A 19,097-nucleotide genomic window follows, 5' to 3' on the forward strand; every position below is an offset into this window, starting at 1 on the left:
CCCCCCAGGTCATCCGTTCGACAGGGGGGAACAGTCATGCCGGGCCCGGAGGCCAGCGGCCCTCTTGCAGGACCGCGCAAAACATAACGGGGGGGTGCCGCCTCCCGCAGGGCCGCGTTTCGTGATGCCGCTCCCGCAGGGCCGCGTTTCGTGGCGCTGCTGTTGCCGGGCCGTTTTGCCTGTGTTTTCTGCTTCTTCCGTCCCTGGTCATCCTCCCTGTGTGTTGTCTGTCCGCACCGCGCGGAATTCGCTTGCCGGATGTCTGAATCGTTTGCAGGATTCGTGTCGGTTGTGTGCAGGACCATGGTCCGGACCACTTGAATCGACCCCTCTCGGCGTTCGAAGATTTCTTTCCCGCCCTCGCAACCGCGCGCAGGGCGGGGAGCGTCTTTGCGATCGCCTTTCGGGGCTGGGCGCTACCACACACGGGGCATAAAGGAAGAGCTGGTACGGATGAGGGCACTTGACGCACGGTCCGGTGTGCTGGGGGGCACACGACGGAACGTGCACGGGGACGTGACACCTCACGGAAATGTGATGCCTGTCGCGTACAACCCTGGACGGGGGAGATGTGTCCAACTGGCGTGGCTGAGGTTCTCGAATTCACCGCGGTACAGACGAGGGGCACTGCCCTTCGTCCGCCCCGCCGCCCCAGCGTGCCCCGCACGCCCGGCGGCATGCCGGTGATTGCCCCCATGCCCACGACGCGGCGGCCCGCCCACATACCTAACCAGCGTGAGATACCGAACCAGCGTGACGGCTCCGACGGCTCCGACGGCCGTGACGGCTCCGAACGCCCTGACGGCACGACGGCCGCCGGCACCACGGTCGACCATCTGACAGAGACCTACCGTGCTCACTACCGCTCTCTGCTGGGGCTGGCCGCGCTCCTGCTCGACGACACCGCGTCCTGCGAGGACGTCGTGCAGGAAGCGTTCATCCGTGTCCACTCGGCTCGCAAGCGCGTCCGCGATCCCGAGAAGACGCTCGCGTACCTGCGCCAGACCGTCGTCAATCTCTCGCGTTCGGCCCTGCGGCGCCGCATTCTCGGCCTCAAGCTCCTGTCCAAACCGATGCCGGACATGGCGAGCGCCGAGGAGGGTGCTTATGACCAGCTGGAGCGAGACTCGCTGATCAAGGCGATGAAGGGCCTTCAGCGGCGCCAGCGCGAGGTGTTGGTGCTGCGCTACTTCGCGGACATGACCGAGGCCCAGGTGGCGGAGACGCTGGGGATCTCCGTCGGGTCGGTGAAGGCATACGGTTCACGCGGTATTGCGGCGCTCCGTATCGCGATGGGAGCGCCGGCATGAGTGAGTACGACGAGGGGAGCCCGGCCCCCTGGGGACGCGACTCCCATGAACGGCACGAGCCCTACGAATGGCATGAGCCGACAGACCCGCGAGGGCACGACGAGGACCACCACGAGCAGCATGCTGGGAACGCCACAGTGAACCACCGCCCCGACGACCACGGACGGCACGAAGCCGAGCCGGAGCGCGCAGCCGCCGGCCGCGACGGCATCGGGGCCATCGCCGACCGCACGGACGCGGGCCGCGACCGGCTCGTCGCGGCGCTCGAGGGGAACGGTGGCGAGCCGAGGACAGGACCGGCCGCCGAGGGGCTCGGCGAGGACGAACAGGCCCTGCGGCTGCTGCTGCACCAGGCGGTGCGCGAGATCGAGCCGGGAGACGGCACGCTGGAGCATCTGCGACGCGCGGTGCCGGCCCGGCGGGCCCGGAAACGGCAGGCCGTGGTCGGCATGGCGGCTGCCGCCCTGTTCTTCGGCACGGCGATTCCCGCCTTGGTCCATGTCGCGGACACCACCGGTTCCGACGTGGACCCCTCCATCGCCGGACAGGTCTCCCAGGCCGACAACGGCACCACCCGGGGTAAAGACACGGACGGCGGTTCCAACAGCTCCGACGGCACGTCGAGTACGTCGAAGGACGCCGGTCAGGACGGTCAGAAGACCAAGAAGGACAAGGGCAGGGGCGCGAGCGTCGGGGCCACCGGCGACGCCGGTCCGTCCGCCTCCCCGCAGAGCGCTCCGGCGTGCATGCCGGCGCAGCTCGGCGGCGCGACCGCCACCGAGGGCACCCCGGACTCCGCGGGAGCGGTCTACGGAACGTTCCACGTCGCCAACGTCTCCACCAAGGCCTGTACCGTCTCGGGCGCCGGCAGCGTGACCACCGCCGTTCAGGGCGCCGCGGACGCGTCCAAGATCAGTGTGGCCACTCATGTCACGACCGACGCGGCCACCGGCCTGCCCGACCCGGCCAAGGAAGTCACCTCACTCGTGCTCAAGCCCGGGGACGCCTACGAGGTCAAGTTCGCCTGGATCCCGTCGGAGACCTGCCCCACGACGGGTGGCAGCACCGGCCCGGCCCCGGAGCCGAGCCCCTCGGACACCCCGAGCACGGGTGGCGGCACGAACGCGGAGAGCGGCGGCACCACACCGCAGCTGATGAGGGAGGACGGCGCGGCCGACGGCAGCGTGACGATCTCCCACACGTCGGCCACCGGCACCGGGACCTCCACGGCGACCATCTCCAACGCCTGCGCCGGCACGGTCTACCGCACGGGGCTTCTCCCGGCCTCCTGAGCCACGCGCCCGCGCCGACGGGCCCTCACGGCCGCCACACCCGCCACGCCGCGCGTTCCGCCTGCCCTGCCGGCGTTTTCAGCCCGCCCGCGACCGAACCCCGGCCCGGCCGGGTGCCTGCTGGGCCTCAGGACCTCAGGGCTTTGCGGCTCGTGCCCGGCTTTCGGATTCAGGCCCCGGGGCACCGGCCGAACCGTCGCCATTGCCGTCGCCGCCTTCGCTCACGGCGGCTCCGGGAACCGTTCCAGCGTGCGCGGCGGCTCCGGAGTCGGCTTCCGTGTCCGTGGCGGTCCCGGAGTCCGTTACCGTCCCGCCCTCCGTCACGGGGCCGCCCTCCGTCACGAGGCCCAGTTCAGCGTCCCGGGCGTACTCGGCCTCGCGCCGCAGCAGCCGGAACCACATGAACACCGTGAAGCCCGCGAAGACGAACCACTCGCCGGTGTAGCCCAGGTTCTGGAACGCCTTCAGGTCCAGCCCGCTCCCCTCGGGCGCCGTCGCCGGTACCGCCCGCATCCCGCTGTCGGCCTTGTCGAGGGTCACCCACGCGTCGTACACGTCGTACGGCACGAGGTTCACCAGAGACGCCGCGCTGATCGCCGCGGTCTGACCGGCGGGCAGCCCACCGCCCGCGCCGCCGGACCCAGGGCTCTCCGATGCCTGCAGGGCTCCCGTGACCGTGACCTCACCGGTCGGCGCGGCCGGTGCCTTCGCGGCGTCCGCGTCGCCCGGCAGCCAGCCGCGCACCACCGGAAGCGCCTTGCCCGACTCGGTCCGCAGCAGGGTCAGCACATAGAAACCGCGCCTGCCGTCCAGCTCCCGGTCCGGCACCAGCAACTGCTTCCCGTACCTCCCGCTCGCCATGGCCCGCATCCCCGACGTCCTCTGGTCCACCGGCAGCAGGTCGCCCAGCGGGCGGGCTGCCTGCGTCCGGTCCGTGACGGCGCGCTCGGTCTGCGTTCGGTGCTCCTGCACACGGGCCTCGAACCGGCTCAGCTGCCATGACCCCATGAAGATGCAGAAGGGGATGGCCAGCAGCACGAAGACGTTGATCCCCCACCAGCGGGGCGTCAGCAGAAACCGATACACGCCCTCAACGGTACGGTGCCGCCCACGCGGACCTGCCCGTGGGTCCCGCGGACTCGCCCTGGCCGCCGTAAGCCCAGGTCATGACCCGCGGCGGCCAGGCCATGAGGACCGAGGACCCGGCCGCCGCAACAGCCTGAGGGGCCGCCGGCCTACACCGCCGCCGCCGTTCCTCTCACCTCCCCCGATGCCGTCCCCAGGTGCCGGGCGGCGAAGTCCAGCTCCAGCCGCACCTGCTTGATCCGCTCCTCGACCACCAGGGAGCCGTGCCCCGCGTCGTACCGGTACACCTCGTGCGCCGCGTCCCGTGCGGCCAGCCGGTCCACATAGTTCTCGACCTGGCGGATCGGGCACCGCGGGTCGTTCACCCCCGCCGAGATGTAGACCGGTGCCTTGACCGCGTCGACGTACGTCAGCGGCGACGACGCCTCGAACCGCTCCGGAACCTCCTCGGGCGTGCCCCCGAGCAGCGTCCGGTCCATCGCCTTCAGCGACTCCATCTCGTCGTGGTAGGCCGTGGCGTAGTCCGCGACCGGGACCACCGCGATGCCGATGCTCCAGAGGTCCGGCTGGATGCCGAGGCCGAGCAGCGTCAGATATCCGCCCCACGAACCACCCGTCAGGACGAGCCGCTGCGGATCCGCGAGTCCGGACGACACCGCCCACGCGCGGACCGCCGCGATGTCCTCCAGCTCGATCAGCCCGACCCGGTGCTTGAGCGCGTCCGTCCACTCGCGCCCGTATCCCGTCGAGCCGCGGTAGTTGACCCGCACCACCGCGTACCCGTGGTCCACCCAGGCCGCGGGGCCCGCCGCGAAGGAGTCGCTGTCGTGCCAGGTCGGACCGCCGTGGATGTCGAACACGGTCGGCAGCGGCCCGTTCGCCCCCGACGGCTTCTGCACCAGGGCGTGGATACGGCCGCCCGGACCCTCGACCCATACGTCCTGCACCTGCACCGAACCCGGGGACTTCAATCCTGGCGGATCCAGCACGACATCCCCCGACGTCGAGCGCACCACGGGCGGCTGGGCAGCCGACGACCACAGATACTCGACGGTCCCGTCGGGACGTGCGGTCGCCCCGGACACCGTGCCCGGCGGGGTCTGCACCCGCCGCAGCTCATGCCCCGCCAGGTCGTAGTGGAAGAGCTCGCTGCGCGCCTCGAAGCTGTGCACCACCAGCAGCGCGGAACCGTCCGGATACCACTCCGCCGCCACGTCACCGGGCAGCTCCAGCGCCAGGTCCGTCTCCTCGCCCGAGGCGACGTCCCACACCATCGGCTCCCAGCGACCGCGCCGCTGGTGGCCGATCAGCAGCCGGGTGTCACCGTCGACCGGCGCGAAACCCAGTACCTCGAGGCCCAGCTCGACCGTGCCGCCCTTGGTGTCGTCCAGCTCCGCCACCACCGAACCGTCCGGCCGCAGCACGCGCAGCGCCGAGTGCATCGCGTCGCCGTGCTCGGTGTGCTCGATGGCGATCAGTGAACCGTCGTGCGAGAGGTCGCCCACTCCGGCCGACTCGCGGTGCCGGTAGATCTCCACCGGGTCCTGACCGGCGCGTACCAGGTGGATCGTCGACCCGTCGTCGTCGGTGGACCGGCCCACGACCGCCGTCCGCCCGTCCCGCCCGATCGCCAGCCCGGCCGGGTACGACGGCTCGAGCCCGGGAGCGGCCGGGGCGTCGGGTCCCGTGTCCTTGGCGGGCGCACCGGCCGCGAACGGCCGGCGTCTCCAGATCCCGAACTCGTCGCCGTCCTTGTCGTCGAACCACCAGATCCACTCGCCGTCAGGCGAGAGCAGGCCGTCCGTCGTCCCGTTCGTCCGGTCCGTGACCTGGCGTTGTTCTCCCGTGGTCCGGTCCCATGCGTACAGCTCGAACGTGCCTGTCGCGTTGGAGACGAACAGCGAGTGGTGCGGCGCGTCCTCCGCCCAGTCCGGCAGTGACACCCGCGGCGCCCGGAAGCGCTTCTCCCAGTCCGGCATGTCCCCACCGCGCTCCGGTGAGGCGGACCCGTTGCTCTGCGTCATGGGGCCATAGTGCCCGGCCCGGACGACTTTGTGCGGCGAAGGCCCCCAGCCTGTGGATAACTCATCGGGAAAACACCTTGACCAGGCGTGATCCACAATCGATGGCTCTTTTGTCATGTACTCCGCAACCCTGGACGGTCGACGCGAGGCCGATCGCACCCACCGGGACAAGCGGGTCCCGCCGCATGTGACGGGCGATCAGTGGGGCCTCGACGGCTTCCGGGCCGGCGAGGCCCCCTGCGCGACTTCGAGCTCGCCGAGGCCGGAGGTGTCACCGGCAGGACCCCGCTTCACCTGCAGTGTCACATCGGCCTCGGCACCCTGATTCCAGCGGTTCGACGCGTTCGAGGTGCGGGACGGCTACTACCGTTTCCCGACGGACCGCCCGTATGCGCCGCTGATGTACTCGCTGCGGGCGAGCAAGGTCTGAAACGCCGGTCAGTTCACGGTTTGCGCAGCTCAGAGCCGATTGTCAGTGGTGGGGTGCACACTCGCGCCATGACCTCGATGACAGATCTGCGCAAAACCGTGGAGACCTTCTGGTCCGCCGCGGAGGCCCGTGACTGGACGGCGTTCGCGGGCACCCTGGCCGAGGACGTCGTCTACACCCTTCCGCAGACGCGGGAGCACATCCGCGGACGCGAGAAATACGTCCGGTTCAATCGCGAGTACCCCGGCGACTGGCACCTGCGCGTCGAGCGCGTCGTCGCCGAGCCCGGACAGGCCGTCTCCTGGCTGCACTTCGCCGTCGGCCTGCAGGAGATGTACTGCATCACCTTCTTCACCGCCGACCGGGAGGGCCATATAGCCACGGTGACCGACTTCTGGCCCGAGCCGTACGAGCCGCCGGCGGGCCGCGAGCATCTGGTCGAGCGGTACTGACCACCGCGCCGGAAGCCGGACCCCGGCCGCTGCCGGAGGCCGCGACCGCGCGGGTGACGGAAGCCGAAGCCTTGCCGCCGACGGAGGCTGACGCGGTGCCGAGGACCTCGGCCACGGCGGCAGGGCCGCCCGGCGGTGCGGGTGATCCCCTGCACCTCCCGTACCCACTACAGCCCCTGAACCCCCGGTGTCGCGGACGGTTCACGACGCCTGCGGCCGAGGAGTTCGGCCAGGCCGCGGCGCGTCGCTGCCAGGACCACGCGGTCCTCGGGGCGCAAAACGTAAGTGGGCGGGAGGTCCCAGACCAGCCCATGGGGCCGGTCGGCGGTGTCCGACTCCGGGTCGGGCTCCTGGTCGCGGTCACCGGGAGCCCGGGTGTCCAGAGCCAGCACACGCCAAGCCCCCGCGCGGAACGCCTCGGCGACCGTCCGCCCCTCCAACTGCGCATGCCCGGCGACGTCGACGGCGGCGAACAGCAGTACTCGCCGCTCCACGGGAATCGCGCCCAGGATCTGCCGTCCCAGCATGGCTCCCGCGAACGCGGGCGCCGCCAGATGCGACACGCTGCGGCTGCGGGTCAGCGCGTTCGGGTACGCGGCGCGCAGGGTGCGGTAGACGGCGGTCGCGAAGTCGTCGTCGTACAGGCGCAGAACGACCCGCAGGTCGGGCCGTACGGAGCGTGCGTACAGGGCGGCTTCGAGATTCGTGGTGTCGGCACTGGTCAGCGCGAGCAGGGCGTTCGCTCGGTGGATCTTGGCGGCCTCCAGGACGCCCTCCTGCGTCACATCTCCGAGCACCACGGGCACTCCCAGCCGCCGGGCCGTGGCGAGCCCGCGTGCCTCGGGGTCGCCCTCGACACACACCACGGGGATCTTCAGTTCCCGCAGCCTGGTCATGACCCGTGTGCCGATCTTGCCGACACCGAGCAATACGACGTGCCCGGACATCCCACGCGGCGGCTTCCTCGTCGCGGACCCGTTGCGGAAGGTGCCGAGCGCTTCCAGTACGGCCGCCAGCAGCACGGGCAGCAGCAGCAACCCCATCAGCCCGGACAGCAGTTGCAGGATCTGCCGTCCGATGGGTTCCCCGAGAGCGGGGTTGTTGATCGCGAAGAGGTCCAGGAGCGTCAAGTAGGTCGCCCGCAGCGGGGGTTCGCCTGTGACGGCCATCGACGCGACCGCGAGCGCGACGACACAGCCGACAAGCCCGGCGAACGACCAGCGCAGTCGTCGCGACAGCAGCAGACCCAGAGGGACGATTCTGCGCCCGGTGGGCAGCGAGGGGCCCGCGTACGAGACGGTCTCCAGGACCACCGTGCCACGCCCGGTGGCCCGCGCGACCGCCTCCTCGTCGGGCAGAAGCCGGGGCCCCTGGTCGCCGCTGCCCTCGGAGCCGTCGGCCCCGGCGGGATCGCTGGCCGTCGCGGACAGCAGCGCCAGTGTGCACAGTCCGGGATTCGCGACCTGACCGGGCCTCGGCGGCGGACGCTCGACGGCGCGCAGCATCAGCCCGTCGGTCTGCACGACCTTGGTGGTGCCTGCGACGGCGGTGGCGGCCAGGGCGGGCGCGGCGGTGTCGGCGTCCGACAGGACGGTCGTGGACGCGTCGAACGCCTCGGCTCCCCCGACGGCCCCGGCCGAGGCCAGCGTCGCCGCCTGGTCGAGAAGAGCCTCTATGTGCTGCCCGAGCCGCCGGTTGTACAGGCGCAGGACGAGCCGCAGCCGGGGATTGAGACGACGGGCGGTGAGCGCGGCACGGATATTCGTCTCGTCGTCGTCGTAGACGAGGGCAAGGGCAGCCGCCCGCTCCACCCCGGCCTCGGCGAGCACGGTCTCGGACGCCTCGGCGGCCTCGAGCAGCCGGCCCGTTCCCGGTGCTCCGGCCGCGCGACCGCCGTCGGCGTTGCCGCGCCCGTCCGCACCGCTGTCATGGCCGTTGCCGTTGCCGTTGCCGTTGCCGTTCCCGTTGCCCGCCGCACGTGTGACGGCGGCGGACACCCGGTCGAACAACGCCGATGCGCGGGCACGGCCCACCACCGGCTGCCGCGCGATCCGGTCGGAGCGCGGAACGACGAGCGTCACCTGTTCGCCGTAGACCCCACGCAACTCGGCGGCCAGCCGATGCGCGAGTCCGTCGTCCCCGCACACCACCATGTGCGCGGTGGGGAGACCCGGCCTGTTCTGCTGCGGAACGTCTGCCACGCCGGGAAAGACTGCCCTACGGATGGCCCTGGTTCCACAGGGGCAGGGGATGCGCCGGTCCGGCAGGTGCAATATCAGCCAAGGCCCGTCTGTCAGGGGCCCTTTGCCTCCGAGGGCGGGAACGGCGCCGGGCAGCTGCGCAGCCGGCTCACCTCATCCGGAAGCTCCTCGCCTCCTGTGGGGCTCCGGTCGGCGATGAGCAAGGCAGCAGCGCATGAGTCATACTCGGGTGTGTGCCCGGCCGTGTTCGCTGAGTGCACGAATGGGAACAAACGTCCGGTGACCGGTGGGATCGCCTGTCTGCTTTCCCACGCCCCGTCAGGGGGACGGGAAGCCGGTACCGGGCTCGCCAGTCGGCCCAAGGAGCCGTCATCGGCCGGACCAGTCCCTGAGGGGTCCATCATGGCTGTGGAAATCTCACCCCTTCTGAACCCCCACCGGCTCAGGCGCCGAGGGGGCCTGCTGGGCGAGTGTCTCGCGGAATTCCTGGGGACGTTCGTCCTCATCTCCTTCGGATGCGGCGTGGTGGCCATGGCGGTGGCCGCATTGCCGGGTTCGGGCCGCACCGCGAGCCCCGTTACATTCTTCGTCGGCGTCGGGGACTGGCTCCTGATCTCGTGGGGCTGGGCCATGGCCGTGACCTTCGGTATCTATGTGGCAGGCGGCGTCAGCGGCGCGCACCTCAACCCGGCGGTGACGCTCGCCTTCGCGGTCCGCCGCCGGTTCGACTGGGGCAAGGTCGTGCCGTACATGGCTTCCCAACTGGTCGGCGCGTTCACCGGGGCGGCCCTGGTGTACGGCGTTTACCACGATGCCATCAACGCTTATGACCAGGCCGTGAAGGGGCCCAAGACCAACGGGCACACCCTCGCCTCGTTCTCGATCTTCGGAACGTTCCCCGCACCGTACTTCCATGGCGGGATCTGGGGCCCGCTGGTCGACCAGATCGTCGGCACGGCCTTCCTGGTCATGTTCGTGGTGGCCGTCGTCGATCTGCGCAATACGCCGGTGAAGGCCAACCTCGGCCCCTTCGTCATCGGACTCGCGGTGGCCGCCATCGGCATGTCGTACGGCGCGAACGCCGGCTATGCCATCAACCCCGCCCGGGACTTCGGACCGCGCCTGTTCACCTGGCTCGCGGGATGGCAGGAACTGGCCATGCCCGGCACGCTGTCCGGTTCCTTCAGCGACTACTTCTGGATACCCATCGTCGGTCCCCTCGTCGGCGGCGTGATCGGGGTCCTGGTCTACGACCTCTTCATCGGCGACGTCCTGCACGTCCGGGCACGACTGGGCGAACTGCCGGAGGTCGGCCAGACCCGCCCGGTGCGGACCACGGACGAGGATTGACAGGCCTACGCGGCGTATGAGGGTCCGCCCAGGCGGGGCGTTCCCCGGCTCACGTACGCACGGTCCGGCCACGGTACAGCGGGCCCCGGATTCCCTGGAACTCCAGGTCCAGGCCGAGACCGTCGCGTTCGGCGTGGATGTGCAGATGCGGTTCGGTGCTGTTGCCGGAGTTGCCGACCTCGCCGAGCACCTGCCCCGCGCGCACGGCATCGCCCTTGACCACGGTGACGCTGCCGGGGCGCAGATGGGCGAGCTTGACGATCTCGGCGCCCGTTTCGATCCACACATGGTTGCCGTAAGGAGGTTGGTAGCGGATGGTGCCGGGCTTCTGGTCGTCCATGTGGTCGGCGGCGGAGACGACCGTGCCATCGCAGGGTGCGTGTACGGGCTGCCCGTACACGAGATGGCTCGTGTTCCTTCCGCGCAGGCCGTCGCTTCCGTTTCGGGCACGGTGGCGCGTCCATGCCCCGCCGGGGCCGACCTGCAGGATGTCCAGGGCGCCGCGCTGCTCGGGGAAGGCGAAATGATGGTTGAGGCCACGTCCGCCGCCCTGCGCGATGTACCAACTGCCGCCCCGCAAGGGGAAGACGAGCGGGCGGGACACGGCCGTTCCCCAGCGATGACGCCGTGCCCGGACCAGCAGCGACACGAAGACAGCGAACAGCGCGACGCCCACGACCGGTTCGACGGCATTGCCGCCCGAGACCGGCAGCCTGGGCAGACGCCACGCGGAGAGGAGAGCGACGAGTGCCCCGGCTTCCACGGGGCGGCGAATCCACCACGGAAACCGCGCCGGGCTGAAGCTGCCCTCAAGGACCAGGTAGCCGGCCGCCACCATGAGCAGCCGGCCGCTCCAGACGATGCCGGAAGGCGCTTCCCAGCACGCCCCGATGCGCATCGCGAGCAACAGCGCCATGACGATCCATCCGAGCACCCCGCGTGCCACCGGCGGGATGCGCAGACGCGGCGGCCGGTACGCGCCCCTGCCGATCAGGAGCGCGTCGAGTTTCACGCCGTCGCTGGTGGCGGCGAACGCGAGCACCTGCCCCCTGGCACCTGCGATGACCAGCCCGTCGGGGCCCTCGCGCACATCGGCAACCTCGCCGACGCGCCCGAGGGTGGCGTCCACGATCTCGCCGAGCCGCTCACGGCCCACGGCTTCGACCACGCGCGGCGCGAGGCGCTCACGGTCCGCGGGCCCGGCGGTGAGGAACCTGTACAGGGCGCCTGCCGCGGCACTCTCCGGGCCGGGTTCGGGTTCCGGTCGCCTCGCCCGAGGGGTCGGGCTCATCGCTTCGCGCGTCCCGTCACCCATGGAATGCACCGCCCTGCGCTGCCGTCTTCTCCGTGCCGGTCATATCGGTCATGCCAGTCATGCCGGTCCTCTTGCCGGTGGTGGCAGTGGTGGCAGGCGGGACGGTGTCCTGGCGGGGAGCGTTGACGAGGGTGAGGGCGGACAGCGCAGCGACACCGAGGATCGACACGGCCCACCAGGACGCGACCGCGTACCCGTGGACGGCGGCGTGATCGGCGTAGCCGGTCTTGCCGAGGACTTCGGCCTGCTGAAGATGCCGGGCGGCCCAGCGGTGACTCGAACTGCTCGCGATGGTGTTCAGCAGCGCGGTCCCGATCGATCCGCCGACCTGCTGCGAGGTGGAGACCATGGCGGAGGCCACGCCGGCGTCCCGCGGCAGCACACGGTGCGTGGCCAGACTCGTCGCGGGCATGAAGGCCGTGCCCATGCCGAGCCCGAGCAGGACCTGCGCGGGCAACACCACGGCGGCGTAGGGGCTTTCGGCCTTGAGCCGGGTCAGCAACAGGATGCCCAGGGCGGAGACCAGGAAGCCGGTGCCCAACAGCAGCCGGGGCGGAAGCACGTTCATCAGCCGCGAGCCGATCTGAGTGGACCCGGTGACCATGCCCAGGATCATCGGGAGGAAGGCGAGCCCGGTGACGACCGGGGTGTACCCCTTCACCGCCTGCAGGTAGTAGGTCAGGAAGAGGAACAGGCCGAACATCCCGATGACCGACAGGCCGAGCGAGAGGTAGACCCCGCCGCAGTTGCGGTCGGTGACCACCCGCAGGGGGAGCAGCGGTGTCGCGACCCTGCTCTCGACCACGACGAACACGGCGAGCAGAAGCGCCGCGGCGACCAGCGGCAGCACGGTGGCGTGCGCGCGCCACCCGTGGGTCTCGGCCCGTGAGAAACCGAGGACGAGTGAGACGAGGCCGCCGGTGGCCAGCAGGACTCCGGGGAGGTCCAGCCGGGACCGCGGTGGCCGCTCGGCGGGTTCGCGGATCACCGTCATCGCTCCGACGATCCCGGCGGCCGCGAAGGGGATGTTGATGTAGAGCGCCCAGCGCCAGCTCAGATACTGAGTGAGCGCTCCGCCGAGGATCAGTCCGAGTGCGCCCCCGCCCCCGGAGACGGCGCCGTAGATGCCGAACGCCTTGGCACGCTCTCGCGGTTCGCTGAACGTCACGGCCAGCAGAGACAGTGCGGCGGGCGCGAGCAGGGCACCGAAGACCCCCTGCAACGCGCGGGCGGCCAGGAGGGTCGCCGTGCCGGACGCCGCACCGCCCAGCGCGGAGGCACCCGCGAAACCGATGAGGCCGATGACGAACATCCGGCGGCGTCCGGCCAGGTCGGCGATGCGGCCACCGAAGAGCAGCAGCCCGCCGAAGGCGAGCGAGTAGGCGGTGATGACCCATGGGCGGTTGCCGCTGGAGATGCCGAGGTCGTGCTGCGCCGAGGGCAGGGAGATGTTGATGACCGTGGTGTCGAGGACGACCATCAGCTGGGCCAGAGCGATGAATAACAGTGCTTTCCAGCGCTGGGGGTCTTCCCGCCCGGCGCCCGGACGGGACGGTGTGTCCTGCATGATGCGATACCTCACAGGGACGGAGTTGCGGGAGTCGGCACGATGCCGAGTCGGGGCAGGACCACCGAGAGCGTCGCGACGGCGGCGTCCAGCGCCTCCCGCACACCCGGTCCCTCGCCCGCCGTCCGCGCGAGGATGCCCTCGCGGACGGCCAGCAGGGTGGACGCGACACCGCCGACGGGTGTGGCCCCGTGGGCCACCGCGGGACAGCACCGCTCGAGCAGCTCCGCCAGGGCGTCCCGGACCGCTCGGTCGTGTTCGTCCAGCTCGGCGGCGAGCCGCGGATCCCGGGCCGCGTGGATGCGGAACTCCAGGAACAGCAGGATCCAGTTCCGCTCCAGCGCGTCGACCTCCAGCAATGCCCGGGCCAACCCCTCGGCGGAGACGGCTCCGGGCCCTACGAGCATCCGCTCCAACTGGTCGAGCCGGTCCGCCGAATGGCGGTCGAAGAGCGCGAGGGCGAGGTCGTCCTTGCCGCGGAAGTTGGAGTAGAACGCGCCGCGCGTGTATCCCGCGGCGGCACACAGGTCCTCGATGGTGGTCTGGGCGTAGCCGCGTTCCACGATGACGCGCTCGGCCGACTCCAGCAGTCGGGCACGGGTGTGCACCCGTCGGCGGGGTGGTCGGGTCTCTCGTCCGTGCGCGGCTGCGTCTGATGCACTCATGGCAGCACGATACACAGTGTATTGAATGCGAAGTGTATTGAATTTGTGGTGCGTTGAGCTCCGCCCGTGCCGGGGCACGGCACAGGGGCAATGGGGAGAGGCGGCACAGCCGCCGTGCGAAGTCCCGCGGCTCCGGGCCCGGGGCATGCAAAGGCCCGACCGCTGGCGACGGGGGATGCACCAGCGATCGGGCTACGGCCAACAGTAACAACGCCGCTCGCACGGCGGTGCCCACTGCTCCATGCCACAAGGAGTTGTGATCGGGATCACGTGGCGAGGAGCGCAACTGTGGAAGCGGTGGACGAGGCGGCCGGTTGAGGCTCCGTCACCTGCCGCACGGGGGGTCGTACGAGAGGCGGGGCAGGTACTCCTGCCATTTCTCCGGTGTCAGAACGCCCCGCGTGACCGAGCAGATACGGCGAACGGCCGCGTCGGTGTCCAGGTTCCAGAGGCGTACGGTGTCCGCGCCGCTCGACACCCCGAGCAGGTGGCTGCTGGGGCTGAACGACAGGAAGTTGCCCGTCTTGGCGTTGGGGCTCATCGACTGTCCGATGGGGGCGGCCCTGGACGGGTCGGTGACGTTCCACAGCCGTACGGTGTTGTCGTTGCCGCCGCTGGCCAGCGTGTGGCCGTCCCTGCTGAACGTCAGCGACATGACCGCCTCGGTGTGGCCCCGTAGGACGGCGGTCGAGCGGACGGCCCTGGACGGGTCGGTGACGTCCCACAACCGGATCGTGTCGTCATCGCTGCCGCTGGCCAGCGCGTGGCCGTCCGGGCTGAAGGCGAGGGTGTTGACGGGGCCCAGATGCCCGGTGAGCGGCGCGCCGAGGGGCCGCGCATGCCGGGGGTCGGCCACGTTCCACAGCCGTACGGTGCCGTCGGAGCTGCCGCTGGCGAGGGTGCGGCCGTCCGGGCTGTAGGCGAGGGTGTTGACGAATCCGGTATGGCCGGTGAGGGGTGTTTCCAGGCGCTCGGGGCGGGCCGGGTCGGTGATGTCCAGCAGTTGTACGGACTGGTCGTCGTAGTCGACGGCCAGTGTGTGCCCGTCGGGGCTGAGAGCCAGTGTGGCGCCCGCGTACCGGGTGTTCAGCAGGACGGGCCGGCCGTAGGCGACGGGCCGGGAGGGATCGGAGACGTTCCACAGCTGGACCGAGTTGGTGGATCCCAGCAGGACGGCGAGGGTGCGGCCGTCGGGTAGGAAGACCAGCGACCGGGGGATGAACGGCAGCGACCGCAGGTCCCCTTCGCCGGTCGTCGTGAAGGGTCTGCCCAGCGCGACGGGCTGCTCGGGATCCGCCACGTTCCACAGCCGGATCGTGCCGTCGCCCGCGCCCGTGGCGAAGACCTTCCCGTCCGGGCTGAACGCCCCGGTCCGGCCGATCATGTCATCCGCCGGTATCGACCACAACCGGACCTTGCCGTCGCCGCTTCCGGTGGCGAGCGTGTGCCCGTCGGGGCTGAAGCCGACGGCGTACATCTCGCCGCTGCCCCCCGAGAGCGGCTCGCCGACCTGGGAGGGGTAGGCAGGGTTGCTGACGTTCCACAGGCTCGCCGTGCTGTCCGCGCTGCCCGCGGCGAGCAGGGACCCGTCCGGGCTGAAGGCCACGGACCACACCGGGCCGGTGTGGCCGGTCAGGGGCTTGCCGAGGGAGTGCGGGTGGCGGGGGTCGGCGACGTTCCACAGCCGTACGGTGTCGTCCTTGCTGCCGCTGGCAAGGGTTTTGCCGTCCGGGCTGAAGGCCACGGAGTGCACGGTGCTGGTCGCGCCGGCCAGGGGTGTGCCGAGGGAGTGCGGGTGGCGCGGGTCGGCGACGTTCCACAGCCGGATCGCGGCGTCGTCGCCACCGGACGCCAGCGTCTTCCCGTCGGGGCTGAAGGCGACGGACCGTACGGCGCCGGTGTAGCCGGTCAGGGGCGCGCCGAGGGAGCGCGGGTGGCGGGGGTCGCTCACGTTCCACAGCCGTACGGTGTGATCGTCGTCGGCGGTGGCCAGCGTGCGCCCGTCCGGGCTGAAGGCGGCCAGGTAGATCGTGCCGTTGGCGCCGGTCAGGGGCTCGGCGAAGGGGCGCGGGTGCCGTGGGTCGGTGACGTTCCACAGCCAGATGCTGCCGTCGTCCCCTGCGGTGACCAGGGTGCGGCCGTCGGGGCTGAAGACGGCGGTGCTCACCCAACTGGTGTGTCCGGTGAGGGGCTTGCCCAGCGGTCGGGCGTGCGTCGGGTCCGACACGTCCCACAGGCGTACGGTCCGGTCGTAGCTGGCGGTCGCCAGAGTCCGGCCGTCGGGGCTGAACGAGGTGAGGTAGACGGGACCGGTGTGGCCGAGCAGCGGCGCGGCCAGGGGAGCGTTGACTATCGAGATCAGCCGGTCGTTCGTGCCCTGGTCGCCGGGCCGCAGGCGGTGTGCCACCAGGTCGATCTGGGCGGACAGCGACGGATCCGTGTACTGGACGCGGTCCGCCTCGGCGAGCACCTGCGCGAAGACGGCGTCGTCCCGCTGCCGCCACGCGAGCACCGCCGCACCCACGGCCAGCATCGCCAGCACGACCAGGGCGGACACCGCGGCGCGGCCGATGCGGACGGTGCGTCTGCGCAGCCGGACAGAAGCGGCCAGGAACTCCACCCCGCTCCGGGTCAGCGACGCGTCACCCGCGGACTTCGCCCAGCTGTGGGCCTGCTCCAGGCGGGAACCCCGGTACAGCAGGGACGAGTCGCGGTCCGAGCCCTCCCAGGCCCTGCCGTCCTCCTCCAGCCGCTGGCGCAGCAGATTGCCGTTCCTGTCCTCGTCCAGCCAGTCACGCAGGCGCGGCCAGGCGTGCAGCAGTGCCTCATGGGTGATTTCCACGGTCTCCGCGTCGAGCGTCACCAGCCGGGCGCGGACCAGCGCTTCGAGGGACTCCTCGGTCCTGCCGGGGTCTGTCGACTCCTCCGCCAGCTGACGCCGCGTCCCCCGCCTGCGGGTGGCCTGGGTGTCCTCGCCCAGCCGTACCAGTCTGAGAAGGAGCTGTCTCGCGGCCGTACGCGCCGCCGGGTCGAGTCCGGACCAGGCCCGCTCGGCGGTCGCCGCCACGGCTCCCTGGATTCCGCCTGCCGCGCGGTAGCCGGCGAGCGTCAGCCTTCCGGACGTCCGCCGCTGCCAGGTGGCCAGCAGGGCATGGGAGAGGAGCGGCAGCACCCCGGCGTTGTGCGTCCCCCGGGGGCCGTTCCCCCGGGGCCCGTCGGCGCTCACTTCCCGGACGATCAGTTCCGCGAGCCCCGGCTCGAGTTCCAGTCCCACGGCCTTGGCCGGTCCGGTGACCGCCTCCCGCAGCTCTGTGGTGGTCAGCGGCCCGAGCACCATGTGCCGGTGCTGGAGGGCGTCGGCCAGTTCGGGATATCCGAGGCACTGCTCGTAGAAGTCGGCGCGTATGCCGAGGACCACGACCGCGGGGGCCGGCTCACCGGGGCCCGCGGGCGAGCACGCGGCGTGGAGGAGCTGGATGAAGGTATGCCGGTTCGACTCGTCCGAGCAGAGGGTGAACGCCTCCTCGAACTGGTCCACGATGACGACCGCAGGGGAGTCGGAGGATGTCTCGCGCCGCGCCCACGCCGTGACGGCCGCGCCCGCCTCCTGGACGAACCGCGCGGTACTGCCGGGCTCGTTCGCCTCCTTCGTCTCCCGGGCCTCCGTCTCCTCCGCGGCTTCCTTCGCGGCGGAGACGACGTGCGCGAGCTCGGGTATTCGCCGGGTCAGCTCCGCGAGAGGGTCGGCCCCCGGCACGAACTGCAGAACACCCTTGGCCCGGCCGATTCCGTCGCCCAGTGCGCCGTTGTGCAGCGCGGGCACCAGGCCTGCGTTCAGCAGGGACGACTTTCCCGCCCCCGAGGCACCGACGAGCATGACCAGGCCGCCCGTCTTCTCCGCGGCGCGAAGCTGGGCGACGAGTGAGTCCGTGCTGCGCTCCCGGCCGAAGAACCACCGTGCGTCCTGCTGACGGTAGGAGGCCAGGCCCCGGTAAGGGCAGACGCCGGGGACGGCCGGGGCTTCGGCCGGAGGGCGTTCCTCGTCCTCCGCGGACGTCGTGGGGCGGTCGCCGCCGACCGGGTCGGCCACCGCGCGCTCCCAGAGGCGCTGCCACTGGGCCAGGTCGTACAGGCCCTCGGACACCGGCGCGGGCCGGGAGCGCCGTGCTTGGGGTATCAGGACGTTCAGTACCGCTGCGAGAGCGGTGAATTGGGCAGGCACGTTCCTGGCCCGGCGCCAGTCGCTGATCCGCTGAGCGGACACCCGTACGGGCCGCCCTTGTCTGTCGACCCGCTGCAGCCGGACGACCGCCTCGGAGACTCTTTTGAGGGGAGGATCACCGGCCTCCTTGTACAGCAGCGCGAGACGTTCCGCGAAAGCCTCGCGTGCCCCTGAGTCGGAGTTCAAGACCCTCCACTCCTTAACTCCCCCGCACCTGGATATCCGGACCGGAAAACTTACTCTATGCGGCTGACCTGCGGCGAAGTGGTCGGCACGATGTCCGAGCCTCCTCCCTCCGACCCCCGGCTGGCACGCTCATGAAGGCGCGTCAACCGACACGTCAACCAGCCAGTCCACAGCTCAGCGCACGGAGTGACATCCCATGCAACTGCTTGTTTCCGGCCAACGCGCGCTGGAGTCAAGGCACGGTGGCGAGGGCCTCGGTGCGTGAGCCCGGGTCACCCGTGGAGCGGTCCCGTCCGGATCGCCAGGGCGCCGCCCCGGGTTGAGCCGTCCGCGATCCGCACCGTTCAGGAGCGGATCGACACCCCCCATCCGTTCGGCGCCGGTCCCCACGAGGGGAGGGACCGGCGCCGATCGCGTACCCAAGGAGGGGCATCGGCACACCGCCGTGCGGCACGAGGCTTGACCTCAAGTCCACTTGAGGCAAGAGGCTCTGCGCATGACCACGCAGATGGATCACGCAGAGATCAGCATGCTCGTCGACCACTTGTTCAGGGCTCTGGACGAACGGAAGTTCACAGAGGACTGGGCCCGCGACTTCCTTACGGACGACGTACGCATGGAGACCCCGTTGGGGACGTTCCAGGGAACCGAGGCCGTCCATGCGACCGAGGAGGCGCTCGGGCGCTACGCCCGCACTCAGCACATCGCCTCCGGGATCGTCACCGGTGCGGATGCCGCGGCGGAGCGGGCCACCGCCTCGTGGAACGCCCTGATGACCCACGTCCACCATGACGCCACGCTCACGGAGCTCGGCGGTTCGGCCGACCCTCTGTTCACGGTGGGCGGCCGCTTCGAGGCCGGCCTCCGCCGCACCCACGACGGCTGGCGCTTCCACCACGTCGCGGTCCGGCCGATCTGGACCAAGGGACAGCCGCCTCTGGGTGTCGGTGCGCGGTGATGCCGCCCCCCCCGACGCGGACCGGCACACGAACGGGGC

Annotated in this window: 12 protein-coding genes and 1 pseudogene; 6 read left to right on the forward strand and 7 right to left on the reverse strand. The window is 71.0% G+C overall.

Annotation, left to right across the window (positions count from 1 at the left end; genetic code table 11):
- Positions 1 to 584 precede the first annotated feature (584 nt).
- Both ABZ845_RS30120 and ABZ845_RS30125 read left to right on the forward strand, forming a co-directional pair.
- Complete coding sequence (locus ABZ845_RS30120) at positions 585 to 1,310, forward strand: SigE family RNA polymerase sigma factor (RefSeq protein ID WP_360986058.1); 726 nt, start codon at positions 585 to 587, stop codon at positions 1,308 to 1,310.
- The gene (locus ABZ845_RS30125; protein WP_360986061.1) at positions 1,307 to 2,602 is read left to right on the forward strand and encodes a hypothetical protein; all 1,296 of its coding nucleotides are present in this window, start codon (positions 1,307 to 1,309) and stop codon (positions 2,600 to 2,602) included. Before ABZ845_RS30120 ends, ABZ845_RS30125 begins: the two co-directional genes overlap by 4 nt.
- Before the next feature lie 135 nt (positions 2,603 to 2,737).
- Here ABZ845_RS30125 and ABZ845_RS30130 read toward each other — a convergent pair whose 3' ends face one another.
- Both ABZ845_RS30130 and ABZ845_RS30135 read right to left on the reverse strand, forming a co-directional pair.
- Positions 2,738 to 3,688 carry an SURF1 family protein gene (locus ABZ845_RS30130; RefSeq protein ID WP_360986064.1) on the reverse strand — a complete coding sequence of 317 codons (951 nt, stop codon included), beginning with the start codon at positions 3,686 to 3,688 and terminating at the stop codon, positions 2,738 to 2,740.
- 149 nt (positions 3,689 to 3,837) lie between these two features.
- Positions 3,838 to 5,712, reverse strand: coding sequence for a prolyl oligopeptidase family serine peptidase (locus ABZ845_RS30135; protein WP_360986067.1), 1,875 nt, complete (start codon positions 5,710 to 5,712; stop codon positions 3,838 to 3,840).
- Between the two features lie 115 nt (positions 5,713 to 5,827).
- Between ABZ845_RS30135 and ABZ845_RS30140 the strand changes: the two are divergent.
- Together ABZ845_RS30140 and ABZ845_RS30145 are read left to right on the forward strand one after the other, a co-directional pair.
- A pseudogene (locus ABZ845_RS30140) lies at positions 5,828 to 6,036 on the forward strand (SAM-dependent methyltransferase); the annotation flags it as partial.
- A gap of 183 nt (positions 6,037 to 6,219) precedes the next feature.
- Positions 6,220 to 6,594 (forward strand): nuclear transport factor 2 family protein, encoded by a 375-nt coding sequence (locus tag ABZ845_RS30145; RefSeq protein ID WP_360986111.1) that lies wholly within the window; start codon positions 6,220 to 6,222, stop codon positions 6,592 to 6,594.
- A gap of 167 nt (positions 6,595 to 6,761) precedes the next feature.
- Here the strand turns inward: ABZ845_RS30145 and ABZ845_RS30150 are convergent, their stop codons facing one another.
- The gene (locus ABZ845_RS30150; protein WP_360986114.1) at positions 6,762 to 8,747 is read right to left on the reverse strand and encodes an NAD-binding protein; all 1,986 of its coding nucleotides are present in this window, start codon (positions 8,745 to 8,747) and stop codon (positions 6,762 to 6,764) included.
- A 450-nt stretch (positions 8,748 to 9,197) separates the two neighbouring features.
- Here ABZ845_RS30150 and ABZ845_RS30155 point away from each other — a divergent pair, with 450 nt between their 5' ends.
- Entirely contained in the window at positions 9,198 to 10,145 is a 948-nt protein-coding gene (locus tag ABZ845_RS30155) for an MIP family channel protein (RefSeq protein ID WP_360986070.1), read from the forward strand.
- 49 nt (positions 10,146 to 10,194) lie between these two features.
- On the opposite strand, the gene ABZ845_RS30160 is transcribed toward ABZ845_RS30155, so the two are convergent.
- The 4 genes from ABZ845_RS30160 to ABZ845_RS30175 form a co-directional block, all read right to left on the reverse strand.
- Entirely contained in the window at positions 10,195 to 11,436 is a 1,242-nt protein-coding gene (locus tag ABZ845_RS30160; RefSeq protein ID WP_360986073.1) for a M23 family metallopeptidase, read from the reverse strand.
- Between the two features lie 16 nt (positions 11,437 to 11,452).
- Positions 11,453 to 13,027, reverse strand: a complete 1,575-nt coding sequence (locus ABZ845_RS30165; RefSeq protein ID WP_360986076.1) for an MFS transporter — start codon at positions 13,025 to 13,027, stop codon at positions 11,453 to 11,455.
- Positions 13,028 to 13,038: 11 nt separating this feature from the next.
- A complete protein-coding gene (locus ABZ845_RS30170; protein ID WP_360986079.1) occupies positions 13,039 to 13,692 on the reverse strand; it encodes a TetR/AcrR family transcriptional regulator in 654 nt (217 codons plus the stop codon).
- A gap of 325 nt (positions 13,693 to 14,017) precedes the next feature.
- Positions 14,018 to 18,100 carry an AAA family ATPase gene (locus ABZ845_RS30175; RefSeq protein ID WP_360986081.1) on the reverse strand — a complete coding sequence of 1,361 codons (4,083 nt, stop codon included), beginning with the start codon at positions 18,098 to 18,100 and terminating at the stop codon, positions 14,018 to 14,020.
- 496 nt (positions 18,101 to 18,596) lie between these two features.
- On the opposite strand from ABZ845_RS30175, the gene ABZ845_RS30180 reads away from it, so the two are divergent.
- Complete coding sequence (locus ABZ845_RS30180) at positions 18,597 to 19,058, forward strand: nuclear transport factor 2 family protein (protein ID WP_360986084.1); 462 nt, start codon at positions 18,597 to 18,599, stop codon at positions 19,056 to 19,058.
- The last annotated feature ends 39 nt before the right edge of the window (positions 19,059 to 19,097 follow it).

This window comes from Streptomyces sp. NPDC047022 (assembly GCF_040644155.1).
Lineage (GTDB): Bacteria > Actinomycetota > Actinomycetes > Streptomycetales > Streptomycetaceae > Streptomyces.